The sequence below is a fragment of the Streptomyces sp. V3I7 genome (assembly GCF_030817495.1).
Lineage (GTDB): Bacteria > Actinomycetota > Actinomycetes > Streptomycetales > Streptomycetaceae > Streptomyces.
In genome coordinates this window covers 3,559,141-3,580,281 of sequence record NZ_JAUSZK010000001.1, presented here as the reverse complement: position 1 = coordinate 3,580,281, position 21,141 = coordinate 3,559,141, and the positions used below count along the sequence as shown (strand labels likewise).

Here is a 21,141-nt window from a genome sequence, read left to right as displayed (position 1 = left end):
CGCCGTACCCGGCGAGCGGGATGAACGCCGCGAATCGCGACCGCGTAAGGTGGCGTGCTCGGAGACATCTACGACATCTACGCGAGTACGCCATCCGCGCGCGTGAGGAGGGGCCGACGACCATGCCGGGCAACGGCGCCGTGACCCGCAGTACCCTCCGCCAGCAGATCGCGGACGCGCTTCGCGACGAGGTGCTGGCCGGGCGGCTCCAGCCGGGGTGCGCGTTCACCGTGAAGGAGATCGCGGACCAGTACGGCGTCTCGGCGACCCCGGTCCGCGAGGCCCTGGTCGACCTGTCCGCGCAGGGCATCCTGGAGGCCGACCAGCACCGCGGCTTCCGGGTCCCGGAGTACACGCTCGCCGACTACCGCGCCATGATCGAGGCCCGCCGCCTGGTCACCGACGGCATGTTCCAGGCCCTCGCCGCCGCGCACGAGGCCTTCCGCGAGGCCGACAACCCCCGCACCGTCGCGCTCCTCGCCACGGTCCGGCGGCGCGGCGAGGAGGCGCAGCGCGCGGCGGCGGCCGGCGACCTCACCGTTCTGATCGGCTACGACCTGCGCTTCTGGCGCGAGTTGAGCTGTCTGTTCGGCAATCCCTACCTCGCCGACTTCCTGCACCGGCTGCGGCTGCGGTCCTGGGTGTGCGCGGTGCATCATCTGCGGCGCCTGCCGGACCTGCGCGGACGGCTGTGGGCGGGGCACACCGAGTTGGTCGACGCCCTCTCCCGCCGCGACGTCGCCGCCGCCCACGCGATCGTCACCGCGGCCAACGAGCACGCCCTCTGCCTGATGGAGTCCCTCGCCGGTCCGTGAGCGGCCGCCCGAGGTGTGCGCGGTTGTGCGGGTACGGTGACCCGCACGAGGGGGCCCGCGCGACGCCGTAGCGACTACGCTTCCTTCACACCGTGACACCGTGCCGTGCGCGCCCGCGTGCCGATACGAGGAGCTCTCTTTGGCCTGTGACCTCTGGCTGGTACCACTCGTCGACGTGTTGTGCCACACCCCCGAGAACCCGTTCGCCGAGGAACTCGCGCAGTACAACGCGGTGCTCGCCGAGGCGGGACTGCCTCCGGTGCCGGTGTACCAGTACATGCCGGGCCTGTCCGGCGAGGTCGCCCCGGTGGCGGGCTTCGACTACGACGCGCTGCACTTCCTGCGTCGGGCCTATCTGCTCCAGGTGTGCGGCCTGCCGGTGACCCCGGTGGACGAACTGGGCGGCGACTACGAGCAGTTGCTGGAGATGTTCGAGTCGACGGCTCAGCAGTCGCACCTGGTCTGGCACTACGACCACGCGGGCGCGTACGTCCCGGTGGACTTCCCGCACCCGCTCTCCAGCGACGAACTCCTCTCCGGCGGCGGCCCCTTGGGCTCCTCGCACACCCTGCTGCGGGAGCTGGAGCTGGTGGCCCCGTCGATCGGCATCGACCCGGCCAACCCGCCCACCGCTCCCGAACCGCCGCAGGCGCCCACGGAGTTGGAGGAGCCCGCGGTCCCGGCGCCGTACGACGCGAGCCCGTTCGCCCGCGAGCGGCACGTCTGGCTGGGCCTGCACGCCGCGGCGACACGGAGCCTGGCCCAGGGCTCGATGATCGTGTTCAGCTGACCGGTCAGGGCAGGCGGGAGATGCGGGAGAGCCCCTTCTGCAGGTCGTCCGCGTTCATCACCGGGACGACCTCGATCTCGGCGTTCAGCTGGGTGAAGAACGGTTCGACCAAGGGGGGCAGCTCCGAGCTGTCCCGCATCTCCACGACCATCAGCACCGTCCGCCGGCCTCCGAGGGGCCCGAAGTAGGCCGCCTCGGGCTTGATGCGGTCGACGATCTCCTTCATCAACTCCGCCATCTGGTCCTCGCGGACGACTTCGTTGGCCTTCTCCGTGTCCAGCGTCGCCTTGAACATCACGCGCATGCCGCATCTCCCGCTCACTCGAGTCCGGATCATTCCGGTTCGTGCGCATTATGCGGTTTCGCGCGCCCGTATCGAGGGACATCCGGGCCCAGAACGCCCGGAACGCGAACCGCCCCCGTCCGGCAGCTGCCGGACGGGGGCGGTGACGCGACGGTCGATCCGTGCCTACAGGCCCGTGCCTACAGGAACGAGTTGATCTCGATGGTCTCGTCCCGGCCCGGGCCCACGCCGATCGCGGAGATCGGGGCGCCGGACATCTCCTCCAGCGCCTTGACGTAGTTCTGGGCGTTCTTCGGCAGGTCGGCGAAGGTCTTGGCCTTCGTGATGTCCTCCGACCAGCCGGGCAGCGTCTCGTAGATCGGCTTCGCGTGGTGGAAGTCGGTCTGGGAGTACGGGAGCTCCTCGACGCGCTTGCCGTCGATCTCGTACGCGACGCAGACCGGGATCTCCTCCCAGCCGGTGAGCACGTCCAGCTTGGTGAGGAAGAAGTCGGTCAGACCGTTGACGCGGGTGGCGTAGCGGGCGATGACCGCGTCGAACCAGCCGCAGCGGCGGTCACGGCCGGTGGTCACACCGCGCTCGCCGCCGATCCGGCGCAGCGCCTCGCCGTCCTCGTCGAACAGCTCCGTCGGGAACGGACCGGCGCCGACGCGGGTGGTGTACGCCTTCAGGATGCCGATGACCCGGCTGATCTTCGTCGGGCCGACGCCGGCGCCGGTGCAGGCGCCACCGGCGGTCGGGTTGGAGGAAGTGACGAAGGGGTACGTGCCGTGGTCGATGTCCAGCAGCGTGCCCTGGCCGCCCTCGAAGAGCACGACCTTGTCGTCCTCCAGGGCCTGGTTGAGGAGCAGCACCGTGTCGGCGACGTACGGCTTGATCTGCTCGGCGTAGCCCAGCAGCTCCTCGACCACCTGGTCGGCGGCGATGGCGCGCCGGTTGTAGAGCTTGGTGAGGACCTGGTTCTTGACGTCGAGGGCGGCCTCCACCTTCTGGTGGAGGATCGACTCGTCGTAGAGGTCCTGCACGCGGATGCCGACGCGGTTGATCTTGTCCGCGTACGTCGGGCCGATGCCGCGGCCGGTGGTGCCGATCTTGCGCTTTCCGAGGAAGCGTTCCGTCACCTTGTCGACGGTGACGTTGTACGGCGTGATGACGTGCGCGTTACCGCTGATGAGGAGTTTCGAGGTGTCGACGCCACGCTCGTTCAGACCGCTCAGCTCGGAGAGCAGGACCGACGGGTCGACGACGACACCGTTGCCGATGACCGGCGTACATCCAGGTGACAGGATTCCGGAAGGGAGCAGGTGCAGTGCGTACTTCTGGTCACCGACGACCACCGTGTGGCCGGCGTTGTTGCCACCCTGATAGCGCACTACATAGTCGACGGAACCACCGAGCAGGTCCGTCGCCTTTCCCTTGCCTTCGTCACCCCACTGAGCACCGAGCAGCACAAGTGCGGGCACGCGCGTACACCCCTTCCGGGTGGGGCATGTCCAAGGTCAGGGACGTACGGACGGGTCACCGTCGCGTGCCGCCGCGGCCGTCGTTGGCCGCAAACCGTCGGACCGGATGCCCCGGAATAGACGAAGCCCCTGGCGCAATAGCGCAAGGGGCTCTTGCACCAAGATGCTACCCGAGGAAGCGAGGCAGGACCGAGGTGGCGACTTTCGCGACGTCCGATCAGCTCCTGGTGGTCATCGATCCGGTCGCCCGGCACACGGACGGAGAGTCCGTGCGGATCGCGAAAGACGTGCTCAGCGCGGGTGCGGCCACGAAGGTGTGCCTGCCCGAGGACCCGGAGGAGTTCGCCCGCGCGCTGGCGCGCCGCGGGTCGCGGCGGCCGGTGGTGGTGGGCGACGACCGTGCCCTGATCCGGGCGGTGTCCCTGCTGCACCGGCGGCGGGAGCTGGCCGGCTGCGCGCTGTCGGTGGTGCCGGTGGGCGGCGCGCAGGCCCTCGCGGCGACCCTGGGCGTGCCGACAGGGACGGTCGCGGCGGCGCGGGCGGTGCTGGACGGCGTCGAGCGCCGGCTGGACCTGCTGGTCGACGACAGCGACGGGGTGGTGCTGGGCGCCCTGCGGATCCCGCCGCTGCGCCCGGCCCGGCAGCCGGAACCGGTCCCGCCGGACGCGGGCGTCCCGTGGCTGCGCATGACGTACGTCTCCCTGCGGCGCACCCTGGGCCTGGGCGCACCCGCGTGCGACCCCGGCCCCGCGCGGCTGCGCGTGGAGATCGACGGGTCGACCCTCGTCGATCTGGACCAGCCGGTGCAGGGCCTCGCGATGACCCCCGGCCGCGGCGGCCTGGCGGAGGTCGAGGTCTGGCCCGTCTCGGTCGGTGCCCAGGCCGCCCCGCTGCGCGCCGTCGGCCGCACGGTGACGGTCACCGGCACGGACTTCCGCTACCGCGCGGACGCGGCGGTCGCGGGCCCGGTACGCAGACGGACGTGGCGGGTGGCGGAGGGGGCTTGGGGGCTCACGGTGCCGTCATCGTGAGCGGGGGCCTTAAGGGTCTTTCGTTTGGATCAGGCCGGGATCAGGGAGCGGGGTCTGGTGCCGTGCGTCGCAAGGCGGAGGAGGGCGTCATGGGGGAGCCATGGCAACCGACGACCACGCGACTGGGGGCGTCCCCCTGCCCGAAGAGCTTGGGGGAATGGTGCCAGGGCCCGCGAGCCCGGCATGATCCAAACGAGAGGCCCTGGAGCCGGAGTTGTCCAGCAGCGGCTCAGTCGCGGCCGAAGGTCTTGTCCCGGTGAACTCGCCAGCGCTCCATCATGGCCGCGATCTCCCCGTCGACGAACTCGAAGAACGCGAGCGTCTCGGCCATGCGGCGGCCCGCGGGGGTGTCGGCGCCGAGGCTGGTGACGCCGTCGCGCAGGGCGTGCTCCCAGCGCTTGAGGACGGCCTCGCGGTTGGTCAGCGCCTCGTACCACTGGTCGCTGTGCACCCGGTAGCGCTCGCGGCGTGAGCCGGGCTCGCGCTCGCGGGCCACCATGTGCTGCTGCGCCAGGTAGCGCACCGCGCCGGAGACGGCGGCGGGGCTGACCTGGAGCTGCTCGCCCAGCTCGGCGGAGGTCATCGCACCCTCGTCGGAGGAGAGCAGCGCGGCGAAGATGCGCGCGGGCATCCGCTGCATCCCGGCCTCGACGAGCTGGGCCGCGAAGGACTCGACGAACTTCGACACCGCTCCCGTGTCCCGCTCGGCCCCGGCTGTTTCGCTCATACGCTCCACCCTAGCCGAGATTCATGCGCTTCCTTAACTTCACAATTTTCTGAAAGAAGCGTACGTTCTGAACCATGACGAAGGCAATCAGCGCCTCGGGACTGCACAAGTCCTTCGGCCGCACCCATGCCCTGGACGGCCTCGACCTGGACGTCGACGCCGGTGAGGTGCACGGCTTCCTCGGTCCCAACGGCGCCGGCAAGTCCACCACCATCCGGGTCCTGCTCGGCCTGCTGCGCGCCGACCTGGGCGCCGCGCAGGTGCTGGGCCGCGACCCCTGGGCCGACGCCGTGGAGGTGCACCGCCGGATCGCCTACGTCCCCGGCGACGTGACCCTGTGGCGCAACCTCTCCGGCGGCGAGGTCATCGACCTGTACGGGCGGCTGCGCGGAGGCCTCGACCAGCGGCGGCGGGCCGAGCTGATCGAGCGCTTCGAGCTGGACCCGACCAAGAAGGGCCGCACCTACTCCAAGGGCAACCGCCAGAAGGTCGCCCTGGTCGCCGCCTTCGCCGCGGACGTCGACCTGCTGATCCTGGACGAGCCGACCTCGGGCCTGGACCCGCTGTTGGAGGAGGTCTTCCAGGCCTGCGTGCGCGAGGAGAAGGACCGGGGGCGGACGGTCCTGCTGTCCTCCCACATCCTCAGCGAGGTCGAGGAGCTGTGCGACCGGGTGAGCATCATCCGCAAGGGCCACACCGTGGAGACCGGTTCGCTGGCCGAGCTGCGCCATCTCACCCGCACCAGCGTGACGGCCGAACTCGCGGGCCCGCCCGACGGACTGGCGGACCTCCCCGGCGTCCACGGCCTCGACGTACGCGGCCACCGGGTCAGCCTCCAGGTCGACACCGACAAACTCGACGCCGTCCTCAGGGAGTTGACCGAGACCGGGCTGCGCTCACTGACCTCGACCCCGCCCACGCTGGAGGAGCTTTTCCTGCGGCATTACGAAGACGACAGGACGGACAGGGCCGACCACGCCGAGTTCAGCGAGGCGGGCCGATGACCGCCCTCGCCGCCCCCGCGGAAGGCATCCGCCACTCCCGCCAACTGGCCGGCACCGGCGTCCTGGTGCGGTTCGCGCTGCGCCGCGACCGGGTGATGATCCCCGTCTGGGTCGCGGTGAACCTGCTCATGGTCCTCTCCATGCCGAACACGCTGAACAGCCTGTACGGCACGGCTGCCCAACGCGCCGATCTCCTCAATCAGTTGGACTCCAACGCCTCCCTGCGCGCCCTCACCGGGCCCGTCTTCGACACCTCGATCGGCGCGCTGACTGCCTGGCGCGTCGGCGTGTACGCCGGGGCGCTCGCGGCGGTGATGAGCCTCCTCGTCGTCGTACGGCACACCCGGGACGAGGAGGAGAGCGGCCGCCAGGAGGTGGTGGCGTCGGGGATGGTGGGCCGCAGGGCCTCCCTGACGGCGGCCCTGCTGACCGCGGCGGTCGCGAACGCGGTCCTGGCGCTGCTGGTCATGGCCGGACTGGCCGGATGGGGCGCCGCCGGAGCGCTGTCCTTCGGGCTCGGGCTCGCGGGCGTCGGCATGGTCTTCGCCACGATGGCGGCGATCGTCGCCCAGCTGACCGAGAGCGCCCGCCTGGCCCGGGGCCTGACGGCGGCGGTCCTCGGCGCCGCCTTCGTCCTGCGCGCGGCGGGCGACTCCACCACAGCCGAGGGCTCGTCCGTCCTGACCTGGCTGTCGCCGCTGGGCTGGCTGGAGAACCAGCGCTCCTTCGCGGCCGAACGCTGGTGGGTGCTGCTGCTGTTCGTGGCGGCGGTGCTGCTCCAGGCGACGGTGGCGTACGAACTAGCGGGCCGCCGCGACGTGGGCATGAGCTTCCTGCCCACCCTGCCCGGACCGGCCACCGGCCGCCTCGGCTCGGCGGGCGCGCTGGCCTGGCGGCTGCAGCGGGGCGCCGTCCTCGGCTGGTCGGTGGGCTTCTTCCTCGCCGGTGTCGTCTACGGCGGGCTGACGGACGGCGCGGCCGAGCTGGTCAAGGACAACGACAAGGCGCGGCAGATCTTCGAGCGGATGGGCGGCCAGAGCGCCCTCGCGGACATGTTCCTCGCCTCGATGGTCGGCATGATGGGTCTGATCGCGAGCCTGTACGTCGTCGCGTCGGTCCTGCGCCCGCACGGCGAGGAGACCGCGGGCCGCGCCGAACCGGTGCTGGCCTGTGCGGTGGGACGCCTGCGCTGGGCGGCCGGCCACCTGGTCATCGCCTTCGGCGGCGCCGCCCTGATCATGCTCCTGGCGGCACTCGGCTTCGTCGCCGGCTACGGCAAGGAGGTCGGCCCCCTCCTGACCGCCTGCCTCGTCCAGCTCCCCGCGATCTGGGTGATCGGTGGGGTGGCGGTCCTGCTGTACGGCGTGCTCCCGCGAGCGGCGGCGGCAGCCTGGGCCGTGGCCGTGGCGGTCCTCCTGATCGGCTGGGTGGGCCCGGCCCTCGACGCTCCCCAACTCGTCCTGGACCTCTCCCCCTTCGCCCACCTCCCGAAGCTGCCGGGCGGCGCGATGGAGTGGCGCCCGGTGCTGATCCTGCTGGGACTGGCGGTGGCACTGGTGGGCGCGGGACTGACGGGGCTGCGGCGGCGGGACCTCACCACCTGATCAGCCCACTTCCACGCTCAGCCCGTCGAGCCCCCGGATCACGAAGTTCGGCTTGCGCTCCGGCTCCGCCGCCAAGGTGAGGGTCGGAGCCTTGTCGAGCAACGCGCCCATGGAGGCGGCCAGTTCGATACGGGCCAGCGGGGCGCCGATGCAGTAGTGGATACCGGCACTGAAGGAGATGTGGGGGTTGTCCTCGCGGGCCAGGTCCAGACGGGCCGGGTCGGTGAACACGGCCGGATCGTGGTTGGCTGAACCGAAGAGCATGGCGATCTCCGCGCCCCGCGGGATGACGGTGCCGTCGATCTCGATGTCGTCCAGGACCCAGCGCTCGAAGAGCTGGAGCGGGGTGTCGTAGCGCATCAACTCCTCGACGGCGGACGGGATCAGGGAGTGGTCCGCACGGAGGGCGGCGAGCTGGCCGGGGTTGCGGAACAGCGCCCACCAGCCGTTGACCGTGGCGTTGACGGTGGCCTCGTGGCCGGCGTTCAGCAGCAGCACGGCGGTCGAGATCATCTCCTGCTCGGTCAGCCGCTCGCCCTCGTCGTACGCCGCGATGAGACCGGAGATCAGGTCGTCGCCCGGCTCGCTGCGGCGGGCGGCGATGAGCTCCTTGAGGTACTCCGAGAACTCGACCGACGCCCGCACCGCCTGCGCCGCCGTCTCCTCGGACGGGTTCAGCTCGTACATCCCGCAGATGTCCGCCGACCACGGCCGGAGTCGAGGGCGGTCCGACTCCGGGATGCCCAGCATCTGCGCGATCACGGCGACCGGCAGCGGCTCGGCCACGTCCGTCAGCAGATCGCCGCCGCCCGCCTCCACCAGCGCCGCCACCAGGTCGTCCGCCAGCGCGTGGACGTACGGCTTCAACCGCTCCACCGTGCGCGGCGTGAACGCCTTCGACACCAGGCGCCGGATGCGGGTGTGGTCCGGCGGCTCCAGATCGAGCATCCCGTGGTCGTTGAGGACATGGAACGGCTCGTGCTCGGGCGGGGGCGCGGTGCGGCCGAACTCCTCGTGCGTGAACCGGTGTTGGTACGTCCGCCCGAGCCGCCGGTCGCGCAGCAGCGCGGCCACGTCCGCGTGGTGCGGGACCAGCCACTGCCCGGTCGGCGCGTAGTGGAGCACCCGCCCCCGCGCCCGCAGCTCGGCGTAGGCCGGGTACGGATCGGCGAGGAAGTCCGGGTCCCAGGGATCGAAGGCGAGGTCCGCAGCAGCTGCCATGCAGCGGACGTTAACCCGGCGCCCGGCTCGCCGACCAGGGGTGACGGAGTCCCCGGGTCACCAGGCCAGCTGCGCGATCTCCTCCGCCGCCACCGCGCACGCGTCCGCCGCCGGGTCGATCAACGGGAAGTGACCGACGTCCGCCAGGAGCGTGAGCCCGACCATCTCGCCCGCCTTCTCCGCCGCCTGCGCGTACGCCTCGGCGACCGCCTGCGGGACGACCAGGTCCGTACGTCCCTGTACGACGGTGGTGGCGATGCCGGTGGGCAGGAGGAGGGAGGGATCGGCGTAGGGGCGGCGGTCCTCGAACTTGTCGTAACCGCCGAGGAGTTGCACGGCCGCGTTCCCGCACACCTCCAGCTTCTGAGCGACCGCGAAGTCCGCGATCGGGGCGAGCGCGACCACCCCGCGCAGCGCGGCGGGCCGGGCGGTGCGCCAGGGGGCGTCGGCGGGCAGGATGTGGCGGGCCGCCGCCCACAGCGCCAGGTGCCCGCCCGCCGAGTGCCCGGTGAGCACCGTGCGCCGCGGGTCGGCCTGCGGGAGCGCCGCGCGAGCCAGGCCGGGCAGTGCGTCGAGCGCGGCCGCGACGTCGTCGAAGGTGTCCGGCCAGCGGCCCGCCACCGGCCCGTCGCCGCCCTGCGCCGGGAGCACGCCGCCGCGCCGGTACTCGACGTTGGCGACGGCGAACCCCCGGCGGGCCAGGTGACCGGCGAACGGCGTGATGTGCCGCCGGTCGTACGGAGCCCGCCAGGCGCCGCCGTGCAGGACCACGACCAGCGGCGCCGGGGTCTCTACGCCCCGCGGCGCGTAGAAGTCGACCACCTGGTCGGGGTGGTCGCCGTACGCGGCGGTGGCCTCGGGTTCGACGGGCGGGTGCGCGAACGCCGACTCCTCCTCGGCGGCGGCACGGGCGGCTGCGGCGTCGTCCGGCATGCTCCAACCTCTCAGCTCAGCGACGGGACGGGACGGGACGTGACGTGCGGGGACGGGCGGGACGGCACGCTATCGGCTCAGCGTGTCCGCCAGTACCCTCGCCGCACGCTCGGTGTCCGCGAAGCCGACGTACAGCGGGGTGAAACCGAAGCGCAGGACGTCGGGCGCGCGGAAGTCGCCGACCACGCCCCGCTCGATGAGCCGCCTCATCACCTCGCCCGCGTCCGCACAGCGCAGCGCCACCTGGCTGCCGCGCTCCTCGTGCGCGGCGGGCGTCAGCGACTCCACCCCGCCCTGAGGCACATAGGCGGCCACGCACTCAAGGAAGAAGTCGGTGAGCGCGAGGGACTTGGCGCGCACCGCCTCGACCGGCACCCCGTCCCACACGTCCAGCGCCGCCTCCAGGGCGAGCATCGACAGGATGTCCGGCGTCCCGACCCGGCCGCGCAGGGCGCCCGCCGCCGGTTCGTACGCGCCGCGCATGCCGAAGGGCTCCGCGTGGGAGTTCCAGCCGGGCAGCGGCGAGTCGAAGACGTCCTGCAGAGCACGGCGTACGTAGAGATAGGCGGGCGAACCCGGGCCGCCGTTCAGGTACTTGTACGTGCAGCCCACCGCCAGGTCGACGCCGTGCTCGTCCAGGCCCACCGGGAGCGCGCCCGCACTGTGGCACAGGTCCCAGACCGACACCGCGCCCGCCGCGCGGACGGCGGCGGTCAGAGCGGGCAGGTCGTGCAGGCGCCCGGTGCGGTAGTCGACGTGGTTGAGCAGGACGGCCGCCGTACGCTCGCCCAGCGCCTCGCGGACCCGCGCGGGGTCCACCGGACGCAGCGTGCACCCCGTCATCCGGGCCGCCGACTCGGCGATGTAGCCGTCCGTGGGGAAGGTGGTGGCGTCGACGACGATCTCGTCGCGCCCCTCGCCCGCGATCCGTACGGCCGCCACCAGTGCCTTGAAGACATTGACGCTCGTGGAGTCGCCGACCACGATCTGGCCCGGCGCCGCGCCCACCAGCGGCGCGATCCGGTCGCCGATCCGCTCCGGCGCGGTCCACCAGCCGCTCTCGTCCCACGAGCGGATGCGCAGCTCGCCCCACTGACGGCGGACGACGTCCGCCACCCGGTCGGGGACGTGCGCGGGCAGCGCGCCGAGCGAGTTGCCGTCCAGATAGACGACGTCGTCGAGGACGAACTGCTCGCGCGTGGACGCCAGTTCGTCGGCCGCGTCCAGCTTCGCGGCCTTCTCCGCCATCAGCGCACGCGGGGACTCAGACATGGGACCTCGCCGTCCACAGCTCGGGGAACACGTTCTTCTGCGCACGCCGCTCCAGCCAGGCCACCCCGGCGGAGCCGCCCGTGCCGGCCTTCGCGCCCATCGCGCGGCGGGTGGCGAGGAGATGGTCGTTGCGCCATCGCCACACCAGCTCGCCGACGTCGGTCAACGCCTCGCCCAGCCGGGCGAGTTCGGTGCCCTTCTCGCCCGCGTAGACGGCGGTCCAGGCGGCCTCGACGGCCGGCGAGGGCTCGTAGCGCAGCGTCACGTCGCGGCCGAGGACGTCCTCGGGGATCGCGTGCCCGCGGCGGGCGAGAAAGCGGACCACCTCGTCGTACAGGCTCGGCTCGTGCAGGGCCTTCTCCAGCTCGGCGTGCACGCGCGGCGCGCCGCGGTGCGGGACCAGCATCGAGGCGGACTTCTCACCGAGCAGGAACTCCATGCGGCGGTACATCGCCGACTGGAAGCCGGAGCCCTCGCCGAGGGCGGAGCGGTAGGAGTTGAACTGGGCCGGGGTGAGCTGGGCGAGCGGCTTCCAGGAGGCGTTCAGCGCCTGGAGCTCCCGTACTGAACGCTTCAGCGCGTCGATCGCGACCGGCACGTCGTCCGAGCGCAGGGCGCGCGCCGCGGTCTCCCACTCGTGCACGATGACGGTGAACCACAGCTCCATCACCTGCGTGGTGACCAGGAAGACCATCTCGCCGGGGTCGTCGGAGAGGGTGTGCTGGAGGTGGGTGAGCACGTCGGCGCGGACGTAGTCCTCGTACGGCGTCGTGCCCGCGAAGTCGAGATGCGGGGTCTCGGGCTCAGCGGCCTCGAAAGGGGGGTGAGCCTGGTGGGACATCGCTGTCTCCTGTTGTACTCCGGGTAGCGGTCCGCCCCTGCCGATGCCGGCACGGGGGCCCCGGTCCCCACTCGCATCGTCGGCGATCACGGGGTTTACGGCAAGGCCCGTCCGCACCGGACGGGCCACACCGAGCGCCTGGTCAGCCCAGGGTCTGGGCCGCCGTCGGCGAGGAGTCCTTCAGGAACTGCGAGCAGCGCTCGTACTCCTCCTGCTCGCCGATCGCCTGCGCGGCGCGGGCGAGGGCGTGCAGGGCGCGCAGGAAGCCGCGGTTGGGCTCGTGGTCCCACGGCACCGGCCCGTGGCCCTTCCAGCCGTTGCGGCGCAGGGCGTCCAGGCCGCGGTGGTAGCCCGTACGGGCGTAGGCGTACGACTCGACGACCGAGCCCCGCTCGAACGCGTCGTCGGCCAGCTGGGCCCAGGCGAGCGAGGAGGTCGGGTGCTGGGCGGCGACCTCGGCAGGCGCGGTGCCCCCGGCGAGCAGCTCACGCGGCCCCGGGTCGTCGGGCAGATGGGTCGGAGGCGGCCCTCCGAGCAGGTTTTCGTGAAGCGTCATGCCCTCAGTCTGTCACCGCCCACCCACGGCGCCCTCCCGGCCGGGTCCGGCCGGCCGTGACCACCGGCAGCCGCCGAAGACCGCCCAGCCCGTCACCGCCGCCCCACCGCGTTCCCTCGCGGGGCAGGCGGCAGGGAACGGCGCGCGCAGGGCGGCGACGCGCGCATGCGTCACGCGGGCGTCACCGCAGCCGCTTCCCGTCGTTCCGGTCGGTGTCGTGAGCCCCCGTCCCGCCGCCCCGTCCCGCCGGTTCGCCCTCCGGGGGGAGGGTGTTCGTGCCTTCCAGGGGTGGGTGGGTCACGCAGCCGTGGGTGCGGCAGTGGGGGTGGGCGCAGGGTGGGGTCGGTCGGCGGACCGTGGTGAAGGCGAGGACGGAGCCGATGACCAGGACGGCCGCGCAGATCGGCATCGCGCGGTCGAAGGCGGCGTCGAATGCGTCGGCCGAGCGGTAGGCGTCGGGGGCCATGCCGGTCAGCAGGGGCAGCGCGGCCACCGCGACCAGGCCGGCCGCGCGGGCCGCCGCGTTGTTGATGCCGCTGGCCAGCCCCGCCCGCGCGGTCTCCACCGAGGCGAGGACGGTCGCCGTCAGCGGGGCCACCAGGGTGACCATGCCCGCGCCCATCACCACCATGGCGGGCAGCACGTCGGTGAGGTAGTTCGCATGTTTGCCCACGCGCACCATCAGGAGCATGCCGGCGGCGCACAGCAGGGGGCCGATCGTGAGGGGGATGCGCGGGCCGATGCGGTCGGCGAGGGCGCCCGAGCGGGCCGAGAACAGCAGCATCAGGGCGGTCGTCGGCAGCAGCGCCGTACCGGCCTGGAGCGCCGAGTAGCCGGAGACGGTCTGGAGCTGGAGCGCGGTGAGGAAGAAGAAGCCGCCGAACGCCGCGTAGACGCACAGGGTGACCAGGTTGACCGCCGTGAACTGGCGGGAGGCGAAGATGTCGAGCGGCATCATCGGGGCGGGGCGGTGCTTCTCGACGTACAGGAAGGCGATGCCCGCCAGCACGCCCAGCACGGCCGTCACCGGGACGGCGACCGAGCCGCTGCGGGCCTCGATCAGCGCGTACGTCACCAGGGCGAGGGAGACGGCGCCGAGCGCCGCGCCGAGGACGTCGAAGCGGCCGCGGCTCGTGGGGTCGGAGGACTCGGGGACATGCCGCAGGGCGACGGGCAGGCAGAGCAGGGCGAGCGGGACGTTCAGCAGGAACACCCAGCGCCAGCCGGGCCCGTCCACCAGCCAGCCGCCGAGGAACGGGCCGACGGCCGCCCCGATGCCGCCGAACCCCGACCACAGCCCCACGGCCTTCGCCCGGTCGTCCGGATGGAACGACGCCTGGATCAGGGCGAGTGAGCCGGGGGTCAGCAGCGCGCCGCCGATGCCCTGGAGGGCCCGCGCGGCGATGAGCACGATGTCGGTCGGGGCGAGGCCGCACAGCAGGGAGGCCAGCGCGAACCAGACGACCCCGATCAGGAAGATCCTGCGGCGCCCGTAGTGGTCGCCGAGCGAGCCGCCGAGCAGGATCAGCCCGGCCAGCGTGAGCATGTACGCGTTGACCGTCCACTGCAGGGCGGACAGGCTCGCGTTCAGATCGCGGCCGATGGTGGGCAGGGCGACGTTGACGACGGTCGAGTCCAGCAGCGCCATGCTGGAGCCGAGCACCGTGGTGAGCACGATCCACTTGCCCTGGGGCGAGGCCAGCCGGACATCGGGCATGCCCCACATATACCGGGCCCCCCGCAGGACAGCGAGCCCGAATGACAGCGAGCCCGGACGACAGCGAGCCCGGCGCCATGCAGCGCCGGGCTCACCGGAAAGGGTCCTCGAAGAACGCCCTTACTTGATCTTCGTGCCCGCCGAGCGCAGGTTCCGCGCGGCCTCGGCGACGCGCTGCGCCATGCTCGCCTCGGCCAGCTTGCCCCAGGTGCGCGGGTCGTAGGCCTTCTTGTTGCCGACCTCGCCGTCGACCTTCAGGACGCCGTCGTAGTTGCGGAACATGTGGTCGGCGACCGGACGCGTGAAGGCGTACTGCGTGTCGGTGTCGATGTTCATCTTGACGACGCCGTTCTCCAGCGCGGTCGCGATCTCCTCCGCCGTGGAGCCGGAGCCGCCGTGGAAGACGAAGTCGAACGGCTGGCTGCCCGCCGGCAGACCGAACTTGGCGGCGACGCCCTCGTTCAGCTGCTTCAGCAGGTCGGGGCGGAGCACGACGTTGCCCGGCTTGTACACGCCGTGGACGTTGCCGAAGGACGCGGCGAGCAGGTAGCGGCCCTTGTCGCCGAGGCCGAGGGCCTCCGCCGTACGGATCGCGTCCTCGACCGTCGTGTACAGCGAGTCGTTGATCTCGTGGGAGACGCCGTCCTCCTCGCCGCCGGTCGGGGTGATCTCCACCTCCAGGACGATCCGGGCGGCGTCGGCGCGCGCCAGGAGCTCCTCGGCGATGGCGAGGTTGTCGGCGAGGGTCTCGGCGGAGCCGTCCCACATGTGCGACTGGAAGAGCGGGTTGCCGCCGGCCTTCACGCGCTCCTCGGAGACCGCGATGAGCGGACGGACGTAGCCGTCGAGCTTGTCCTTCGGGCAGTGGTCCGTGTGCAGGGCGACCGTCACCGGGTACTTCTCGGCGATGATGTGCGCGTACTCGGCCAAGGCCACCGCGCCGGTGACCATGTCCTTGCTGTACTGGCCGCCCAGGAACTCGGCGCCGCCCGTCGAGATCTGGATGATGCCGTCGCTCTCCGCCTCGGCGAAGCCGCGCAGCGCCGCGTTCAGGGTCTGGCTGGAGGTGACGTTGATGGCCGGGTAGGCGAACTTGCCTGCCTTCGCCCGGTCGAGCATCTCGCGGTAGACCTCAGGGGTTGCGATGGGCATCTGTCCGCTCCTTGAGTGTGCGGGTTGGCGTTGTGCGTACTACGGCCCGGACCCAGACCTTGGGGGTGACATCGGCGTCGTCCCCATCTTTCCAGACATGCGCCGATGATCCAGGCCCCTGGTCGAGGAGTGGACAGTGCCCTGTCCCGCGGCCAGGGGGCCGTGGCGGCCGGCGTACGTCAGTCCAGTTCCAGGTCGTCCTTCGAGAAGGCGAACACGTAAGGCACCTGGGCCTGTTCGGCGATCGCCTCGGCGGCGCCCGTCGCACGGTCCACGATGGTGGCCACCGCGACGACCTCGGCACCGGCCTCGCGCAGCGCCTCGACCGCGGTCAGCACCGAGCCGCCGGTGGTGGAGGTGTCCTCGACGGCGAGCACCCGCCGGCCCTTGACCTCCGCGCCCTCGATCCGGCGCTGCAGGCCGTGCGCCTTGCCCGCCTTGCGCACGACGAACGCGTCGAGCACCTTCCCGCGCGCGGCGGAAGCATGCAGCATCGCGGTCGCGACCGGGTCGGCGCCCAGCGTCAGCCCGCCGACGGCGTCGAAGTCGAAGTCGTCGGTCAGGTCCAGCATGACCTGGCCGACCAGCGGGGCCGCCTCACCGTCGAGGGTGATGCGGCGGAGGTCGACGTAGTAGTCGGCTTCCTTGCCCGACGACAGGGTCACCTTGCCGTGCACCACGGCCTTGTCCTTGATCTGCTGCAGCAGCGCGCCGCGAGTGTCCGTCATGCCGCCCAGCTTAGAGGCGGCGCCAGCTCCAGGTGGTGGTGGCCTCCAGCGGCTCGAGCGGGGTGACCAGGCGCGGCATGCTGTTCAGCCCGTTGGGCGGTCCGGTCTGCGGCTCGACGCACACGGCGGCGTCCTGCTCGTCGTAGACCACGACCCACTCCTCCCGGCTGCCCAGCCTCAGCTCCAGCTGCCCCGGCCAGGTCACCGTGACGTCGACGCCGCCGGGCATCCCGAAGCAGTCGTCCCAGGGACCGGGCGCCGGGTCGATCCGGCGGCCGGTGGGCAGATGGTCCGCCCCGCGCTCCTCCTGCCAGGCGGCGCTGAAGTCGAGCCGCGCGTCCTGCGCACCCTCGCCGCCGAGGTTCCGGTTGAACCACGGGTGCCAGCCGATCTGCGCCGGGAAGGACGACTCGTACGTCTCCACGGACATGGTCAGCGTGAGGCTGTCCTCGGCGAGCCCGACGACCTGGGTGACACGGGCCGGGTAGGGCCAGGGGTCGACCAGGTCGTACGTGAGGACCGCCTCGTCGGCGGAGGCCCGGGCGGTGCGCCAGGCGCCGTCGCGGGCCGTGCCGTGGATGGCGTGCGGCGGGGAGTTGAGGGGCATCTGGTGGACGGTGCCGCCGTTGAGGAAGCGTCCGTCCCGGATCCGCCCGCACCAGGGGACCATCGGGAAGCACCCGAACCGGTCTCCCTGCCGGAGCAGTTCGAGCCCGCCGACCCGAAGTCCTCCGATACGGCCGCCGTTGCCCGGCCGCACGCTCACTTCCGCGTCGCCCGCGGTCAGCGTGATGTCTTCGTTACTCACGAGGCCGACCCTACTGGGCCGATCAAGAGGGCGGTCAGTGGCGCCTGCGCAGCGCGCGTCCCACCACGATCGCGGACGCCAGCACCAGGGCCGCTGCCGGTGCCGCCCAGCGGAGTGTCGTGCTCGCGGCGACGGTCTGCGGGGCCGGTACGGGGGCGTAGCGGCCGCGGGGCGGGGCGTGGTCGACCTCCTCCGCGCTGCGCCCGATCATCGTCCGCCGCGCGTGGGCCGCCTCGGCCGGGGGGACGACCGCCTCGGCGAAGTCCTCGGTGGCGGGGTCCAGGGAGGGCGGCGGGACCGCGGTGTCGAAGACGGAGGGCCGCGCCTCGGGCTCGGCCTCCTGGGCCGCCGCGTCCGTCGTCTCCGGGGCATCCGAGGCCTTCGGGGCCTTCGGGGCCTCTGGGCCCTCCTGAGCCTTCGGGGCCTCTGGGCCCTCCTGAGCCTCCTGGGCCTCTGGGCCCTCCTGAGCCTCCTGGGCCTCTGGGCCCTCCGGGGCCTCCTGAGCCTCTGGGCCCTCCGGGGCCTCCTGGGCCTCCTGGGCCGCTTTGGCCGCTTGGGCCTTGTGCGCTTCCTCGGTCTGTTCGGCCGCCAGCGCTTCCACGAAGCGGTGCAGCAGGCGCGTCGCGGCCGTGACCACCGCGTCGGGCTGGAGCTCGGTGATCCGGCCGTCCGCGGAGACGGTGCCGTCGACACCGACGGCCGCGCCGCCGTCCGTGTCCCGCAGACGCAGGGTGAGGGCGAGCTTGACCGCGCCGGTGCCGCGGGCCTCGGTCGCGTCGGCTTCGAGGGCGTACGAACCGTCGCCGTGCGCCGCGACGCGCATCGATCCGCGGTAGGTGATGGAGTGACCGCCGACCCGCACCTTCAGCCGCCCCACGAGCGGCTCGGCGCCGGCGTCCTGCTGGAGCCCCGGAACGGCCCGCGCGACCCGCACGGGATCGCCGAGCGCCTCCCTCAGCCGCTCGGCCGGGACCGGAACGAAAACCTCGTGCTCCATGTCCCCAGACCCTACCCACGAGCGGCGGATCCACACCCTCACGCGGGCCGGTGGGTCACCTCAGTACCGCGGATGAGCGAGCGTCGACGCGGGCAGTCCCGGGATGCGGGTACGGGCCGCCGCACGGGCGTCGGCCGCCAGCTGGGCGTCGGTCAGCGCGCGCGGGCGGGGAGCGCGCGGGTCCAGCCGGAGGGGCGGCGCGGACGGTCCCGTCCCGGCGAGGACGAAGCCCCAGTCGCGCGGGGCGCGGGCGCCGGCCGAGCGGTCGGGCGCGGGGACGCGGTAGGGGGCGGTGGCGAGACCGGCCGCGCGGAGGGTCGCGTCCACCGTCCAGAAGGCCCGGGTGCTGCCCGAGACCTGCCCGGCGTGCACCGCGACGCGCCCGCCGGGCCGCAGGGCGCGGCGGATCAGGCCGTAGAACTCCTGGGAGTACAGCTTGGTGCCGGCCGTGTAGCCCGGGTCGGGCAGGTCGGCGATCACCACGTCGTACGACGCCGGGGGCGTCGCGCGCAGCCGGCGGAAGGCTTCGGTCGTGGTGACGTGGACGCGGGGGTCGCCGTACACATGGCCGTTGAGGGCGGACAGTCCCGGGTCGCGGCGGGCCAGGTGCGCGAGGCCCGAGTCGAGGGTGACCACGTCCACCCGCCGGACGCCCGAGTGCCGCAGCACCTCCCGCGCGGCCAGCCCGTCCCCGCCGCCGAGGATCAGTACGCGCGCGTGGGGGCCGGTCATCGCGGGGTGGACGAGCGCCTCGTGGTAACGGTGCTCGTCGCGGCCGCCGACGCGCAGCCGGCCGTCCAGGAACAGATCGAGCGGGCGGCCGTGGGTGCCGCCGGTGACGACGACCTCCTGGACGTCGGTCTGGAGGGCGACCCGGACGTCGTCGCCGTACACCGCCTGCCGGGCGGCGCGTTCGAAGTCGCCGACGAGGACGGCGGCGGAGGCGAGCAGGCCGAGGGCGGTGACGTTGGCGACGAGCAGCACCCAGCGGGCGCGGCGGGTCAGGTCGTGCCGGAACAGGCCGAGGATCAGGGCGCCCCCGGCCACCACGTTGACAGTGCCGGTGAGCAGGGCGCCGGTCAACTGGCCCAGGAACGGCAGCAGGAAGAAGGGGAAGGCGAGGCCGCCGACGAGCGCGCCGACGTAGTCCGCCGCGAACAGGTCGGCCACCGCTCCGCCCGGGTCCTGGCGGCGCACGCGCTGTATCAGCTCCATCAGCAGCGGGACCTCCGCGCCGATGAGCAGCCCGATGGCGAGGCAGAAGCCGACGAGCAGGCAGCGCGGTCCGTCGGCCCACAGTCCGGCCCAGCCGCCGGTCCAGGCGAAGACGGCGTACAGCGCCATCGCGCTGCACCCGCCGGCGAGGGCGAGGACCGCCTCGACCACGCCGAACGCGGCGGCCGCGTGCCGGCGCAGCCGCTTGGCCGCGAGCGAGCCGACGCCCATCGCGAACACCATGACGGACAGCACCACGGAGGCCTGCGTGACCGAGTCGCCCATCAAGTAGGAGGCGAGGGCGACGAGTTCGAGTTCGTACACGAGCCCGCAGGCCGCGCAGACGAAGACGACCACGAGGACCAGGAACCGTCCGATCCCCGGCCGGACGGGCAGCCGCGCGGGAGCGCCCAGGGGCGGCGGGGCGCCGGGGAGGACGGGCGGGTGCGGATCGATCACGCTGCGACGTTACGTCACACCGTCGGCACGCTTCGTCACCCACACGTGTGGAACTACGGGCGGTTGACACGCACGGTGTTTATGTCGCCGCCCGTGACGCCCCGTTCGCGCGCGGATGCCGCCCAGGACAGGCCCTAACACGACTGAGCCGCGGGCACCCGCGCCCCGACCCGGGTACGCGTCGCCACCAACTGCCCGTCCTGCGGGTACGCGTGCCACGTACGCCAGTGCACCTGGCCCTCGTGGCGGTGGGCGAGCAGCGCCGTGAACGCGTACGGGCTGCCGGGGAAGACGCCGGCGAGGCCGTGCGGGTGCTCGGAGACGAGGGCCAGCAACTCCTGGGCGCGGCCCGCGAACGAGCCCGGCGTGAGGGCCTCGACGCGCGCCGCGAACTCGTACTCCCAGTCGCCGACGCGCTTGGCGACGCCCAGCGGGAGGGGTGTCCTGGACCCCGGGATGCACGCCACCGTTTCCGAGCAGGTGACCCGCTCCCCCTCCACGAGTACCTGGTGGGACGCGCCCAGCAGCCTCAACTGCAGCTTCGTCCCGAACAGTTCGAGGTCGAGGGTGGCCAGTGCGGGGAGCGGCTCGCGGCCCAGGGCCCAGGCGAGGTCGGCCGCACTTGTGTCGCTGTAGGAGGTGTTCAGGGTCGTGAGCATGGATCGGCTCCGCTAACACGCAAAGAAGAAGAGGGAGTTTGGTCCGGCGCACCTCGGCCGACGCCGGAAGTTCGGCCGCGTCGACCCGGCCTGCCCAGCCGGGGTGAAGGCGCCTGGAGGACGTCCAGGGGGCTGCGTTGGTGATTTAGAGGGAATCACGAACTGTGCCGCCGCCACAGCGTTTTTACCCAACTTCGTCGGGTTTCCATCCCTCAGAGGGCCCCACAGCTCAACTGTTCAACCACGGCGTGCGCCGGGCGCGCACTTCATGCGCGCAAGCGCCCGCCGGCCATGCGTTCCCGGCGGGCGCCCGGTACGCGGTCCGAGTGCGGTCCGGGTGCGGTCCGAGTGCGGTTCCCCCACGTCCGGTGCGGATGCGGTTCCCCCGCGTCCGGAGCTCAGCTGCCCCGTGTCAGCTGCCTCCACCGCATCCGCCGCCGCCCCCGCAGGACGACCCGCCGCCACAGGAGTGACCCCCGCCGCAGGAGGAGTGCCCGCCCCCGCAGGAGTGGTGTCCGCCGGAGTGGTGTCCCCCGTGGTGACCTCCCGGGGACGAGCCGCCGGAGTCACCGCCGCCCGCCCACCAACTGCCGCTGGCGCTGCCGCTGCCGCCGTACGACGCCCGGCGCGACACCGCCGCCCGCGGCCCGCGCCCGCGCACCGCCTTGCCGCCGCGGTCCTTGCGTCCCGCATGGACCACGATCGCGACGTACACGATCACGATCGCCGCCAGGATGATGACGAAGGTCATGGCGCACCTTCCTTCCGTTCCCCCGAAGCGGCCCCCCGTGGGCGCCTCGCAACGGGGATGCCCGGCCGTCTCACCGGTCAAAGCGGAGTTGAGG

General features: G+C 72.6%; 21 protein-coding genes. 5 read left to right on the top strand and 16 right to left on the bottom strand.

Annotated elements, in window-relative coordinates; genetic code table 11:
* The first annotated feature begins 122 nt into the window (after nt 1-122).
* Together QFZ74_RS16675 and QFZ74_RS16670 are read left to right on the top strand one after the other, a co-directional pair.
* Complete coding sequence (locus QFZ74_RS16675) at nt 123-815, top strand: GntR family transcriptional regulator (protein ID WP_307621600.1); 693 nt, start codon at nt 123-125, stop codon at nt 813-815.
* 139 nt (nt 816-954) lie between these two features.
* The gene (locus tag QFZ74_RS16670; RefSeq protein WP_307621599.1) at nt 955-1,605 is read left to right on the top strand and encodes a hypothetical protein; all 651 of its coding nucleotides are present in this window, start codon (nt 955-957) and stop codon (nt 1,603-1,605) included.
* A 4-nt stretch (nt 1,606-1,609) separates the two neighbouring features.
* Here QFZ74_RS16670 and QFZ74_RS16665 read toward each other — a convergent pair whose 3' ends face one another.
* Together QFZ74_RS16665 and QFZ74_RS16660 are read right to left on the bottom strand one after the other, a co-directional pair.
* Entirely contained in the window at nt 1,610-1,909 is a 300-nt protein-coding gene (locus QFZ74_RS16665; protein WP_307621598.1) for a DUF3303 family protein, read from the bottom strand.
* Nucleotides 1,910-2,088: 179 nt separating this feature from the next.
* Entirely contained in the window at nt 2,089-3,372 is a 1,284-nt protein-coding gene (locus QFZ74_RS16660; RefSeq protein ID WP_307621597.1) for an adenylosuccinate synthase, read from the bottom strand.
* Nucleotides 3,373-3,566: 194 nt separating this feature from the next.
* Between QFZ74_RS16660 and QFZ74_RS16655 the strand changes: the two genes are divergently transcribed.
* Nucleotides 3,567-4,403 carry a diacylglycerol kinase family protein gene (locus tag QFZ74_RS16655; protein ID WP_307621596.1) on the top strand — a complete coding sequence of 279 codons (837 nt, stop codon included), beginning with the start codon at nt 3,567-3,569 and terminating at the stop codon, nt 4,401-4,403.
* 229 nt (nt 4,404-4,632) lie between these two features.
* Here QFZ74_RS16655 and QFZ74_RS16650 read toward each other — a convergent pair whose 3' ends face one another.
* Nucleotides 4,633-5,130 (bottom strand): GbsR/MarR family transcriptional regulator, encoded by a 498-nt coding sequence (locus tag QFZ74_RS16650; protein WP_307621595.1) that lies wholly within the window; start codon nt 5,128-5,130, stop codon nt 4,633-4,635.
* Nucleotides 5,131-5,204: 74 nt separating this feature from the next.
* Here QFZ74_RS16650 and QFZ74_RS16645 point away from each other — a divergent pair, with 74 nt between their 5' ends.
* Nucleotides 5,205-6,134 (top strand): ABC transporter ATP-binding protein, encoded by a 930-nt coding sequence (locus QFZ74_RS16645; RefSeq protein WP_307621594.1) that lies wholly within the window; start codon nt 5,205-5,207, stop codon nt 6,132-6,134.
* Nucleotides 6,131-7,738 (top strand): ABC transporter permease, encoded by a 1,608-nt coding sequence (locus QFZ74_RS16640; RefSeq protein WP_307621592.1) that lies wholly within the window; start codon nt 6,131-6,133, stop codon nt 7,736-7,738. The genes QFZ74_RS16645 and QFZ74_RS16640 overlap by 4 nt, the downstream gene beginning before the upstream one ends.
* Here the strand turns inward: QFZ74_RS16640 and QFZ74_RS16635 are convergent, their stop codons facing one another.
* The 13 genes from QFZ74_RS16635 to QFZ74_RS16575 form a co-directional block, all read right to left on the bottom strand.
* The gene (locus QFZ74_RS16635) at nt 7,739-8,959 is read right to left on the bottom strand and encodes a cytochrome P450 (protein ID WP_307621591.1); all 1,221 of its coding nucleotides are present in this window, start codon (nt 8,957-8,959) and stop codon (nt 7,739-7,741) included. It lies immediately after the preceding gene.
* A 57-nt stretch (nt 8,960-9,016) separates the two neighbouring features.
* On the bottom strand, nt 9,017-9,892 hold the full coding sequence (locus QFZ74_RS16630) for an alpha/beta hydrolase (RefSeq protein ID WP_307621590.1): 876 nt from the start codon (nt 9,890-9,892) through the stop codon (nt 9,017-9,019).
* Nucleotides 9,893-9,961: 69 nt separating this feature from the next.
* Nucleotides 9,962-11,164 carry a kynureninase gene (kynU, locus tag QFZ74_RS16625; RefSeq protein WP_307621589.1) on the bottom strand — a complete coding sequence of 401 codons (1,203 nt, stop codon included), beginning with the start codon at nt 11,162-11,164 and terminating at the stop codon, nt 9,962-9,964.
* A complete protein-coding gene (locus QFZ74_RS16620; RefSeq protein WP_307621588.1) occupies nt 11,157-12,005 on the bottom strand; it encodes a tryptophan 2,3-dioxygenase family protein in 849 nt (282 codons plus the stop codon). The genes kynU and QFZ74_RS16620 overlap by 8 nt, the downstream gene beginning before the upstream one ends.
* A gap of 142 nt (nt 12,006-12,147) precedes the next feature.
* Nucleotides 12,148-12,561: a DUF3151 domain-containing protein gene (locus QFZ74_RS16615; RefSeq protein WP_307621587.1), complete on the bottom strand. Its 414-nt coding sequence runs from the start codon at nt 12,559-12,561 to the stop codon at nt 12,148-12,150.
* Between the two features lie 181 nt (nt 12,562-12,742).
* Nucleotides 12,743-14,278 carry an MFS transporter gene (locus QFZ74_RS16610; protein ID WP_307621586.1) on the bottom strand — a complete coding sequence of 512 codons (1,536 nt, stop codon included), beginning with the start codon at nt 14,276-14,278 and terminating at the stop codon, nt 12,743-12,745.
* A gap of 120 nt (nt 14,279-14,398) precedes the next feature.
* Entirely contained in the window at nt 14,399-15,430 is a 1,032-nt protein-coding gene (fbaA, locus tag QFZ74_RS16605) for a class II fructose-bisphosphate aldolase (protein ID WP_307621585.1), read from the bottom strand.
* A 179-nt stretch (nt 15,431-15,609) separates the two neighbouring features.
* The gene (gene pyrE, locus QFZ74_RS16600; RefSeq protein WP_307621584.1) at nt 15,610-16,158 is read right to left on the bottom strand and encodes an orotate phosphoribosyltransferase; all 549 of its coding nucleotides are present in this window, start codon (nt 16,156-16,158) and stop codon (nt 15,610-15,612) included.
* 10 nt (nt 16,159-16,168) lie between these two features.
* The gene (locus QFZ74_RS16595; protein ID WP_307621583.1) at nt 16,169-16,966 is read right to left on the bottom strand and encodes an aldose 1-epimerase; all 798 of its coding nucleotides are present in this window, start codon (nt 16,964-16,966) and stop codon (nt 16,169-16,171) included.
* 34 nt (nt 16,967-17,000) lie between these two features.
* Nucleotides 17,001-17,963, bottom strand: a complete 963-nt coding sequence (locus QFZ74_RS16590) for an SRPBCC domain-containing protein (RefSeq protein ID WP_307621582.1) — start codon at nt 17,961-17,963, stop codon at nt 17,001-17,003.
* A gap of 60 nt (nt 17,964-18,023) precedes the next feature.
* Nucleotides 18,024-19,637 carry a polyamine aminopropyltransferase gene (locus QFZ74_RS16585; RefSeq protein ID WP_307621581.1) on the bottom strand — a complete coding sequence of 538 codons (1,614 nt, stop codon included), beginning with the start codon at nt 19,635-19,637 and terminating at the stop codon, nt 18,024-18,026.
* Nucleotides 19,638-19,771: 134 nt separating this feature from the next.
* A complete protein-coding gene (locus QFZ74_RS16580) occupies nt 19,772-20,296 on the bottom strand; it encodes a DUF2617 family protein (RefSeq protein ID WP_307621580.1) in 525 nt (174 codons plus the stop codon).
* 412 nt (nt 20,297-20,708) lie between these two features.
* Nucleotides 20,709-21,047 carry a hypothetical protein gene (locus QFZ74_RS16575; protein WP_307621579.1) on the bottom strand — a complete coding sequence of 113 codons (339 nt, stop codon included), beginning with the start codon at nt 21,045-21,047 and terminating at the stop codon, nt 20,709-20,711.
* Nucleotides 21,048-21,141 lie beyond the last annotated feature (94 nt).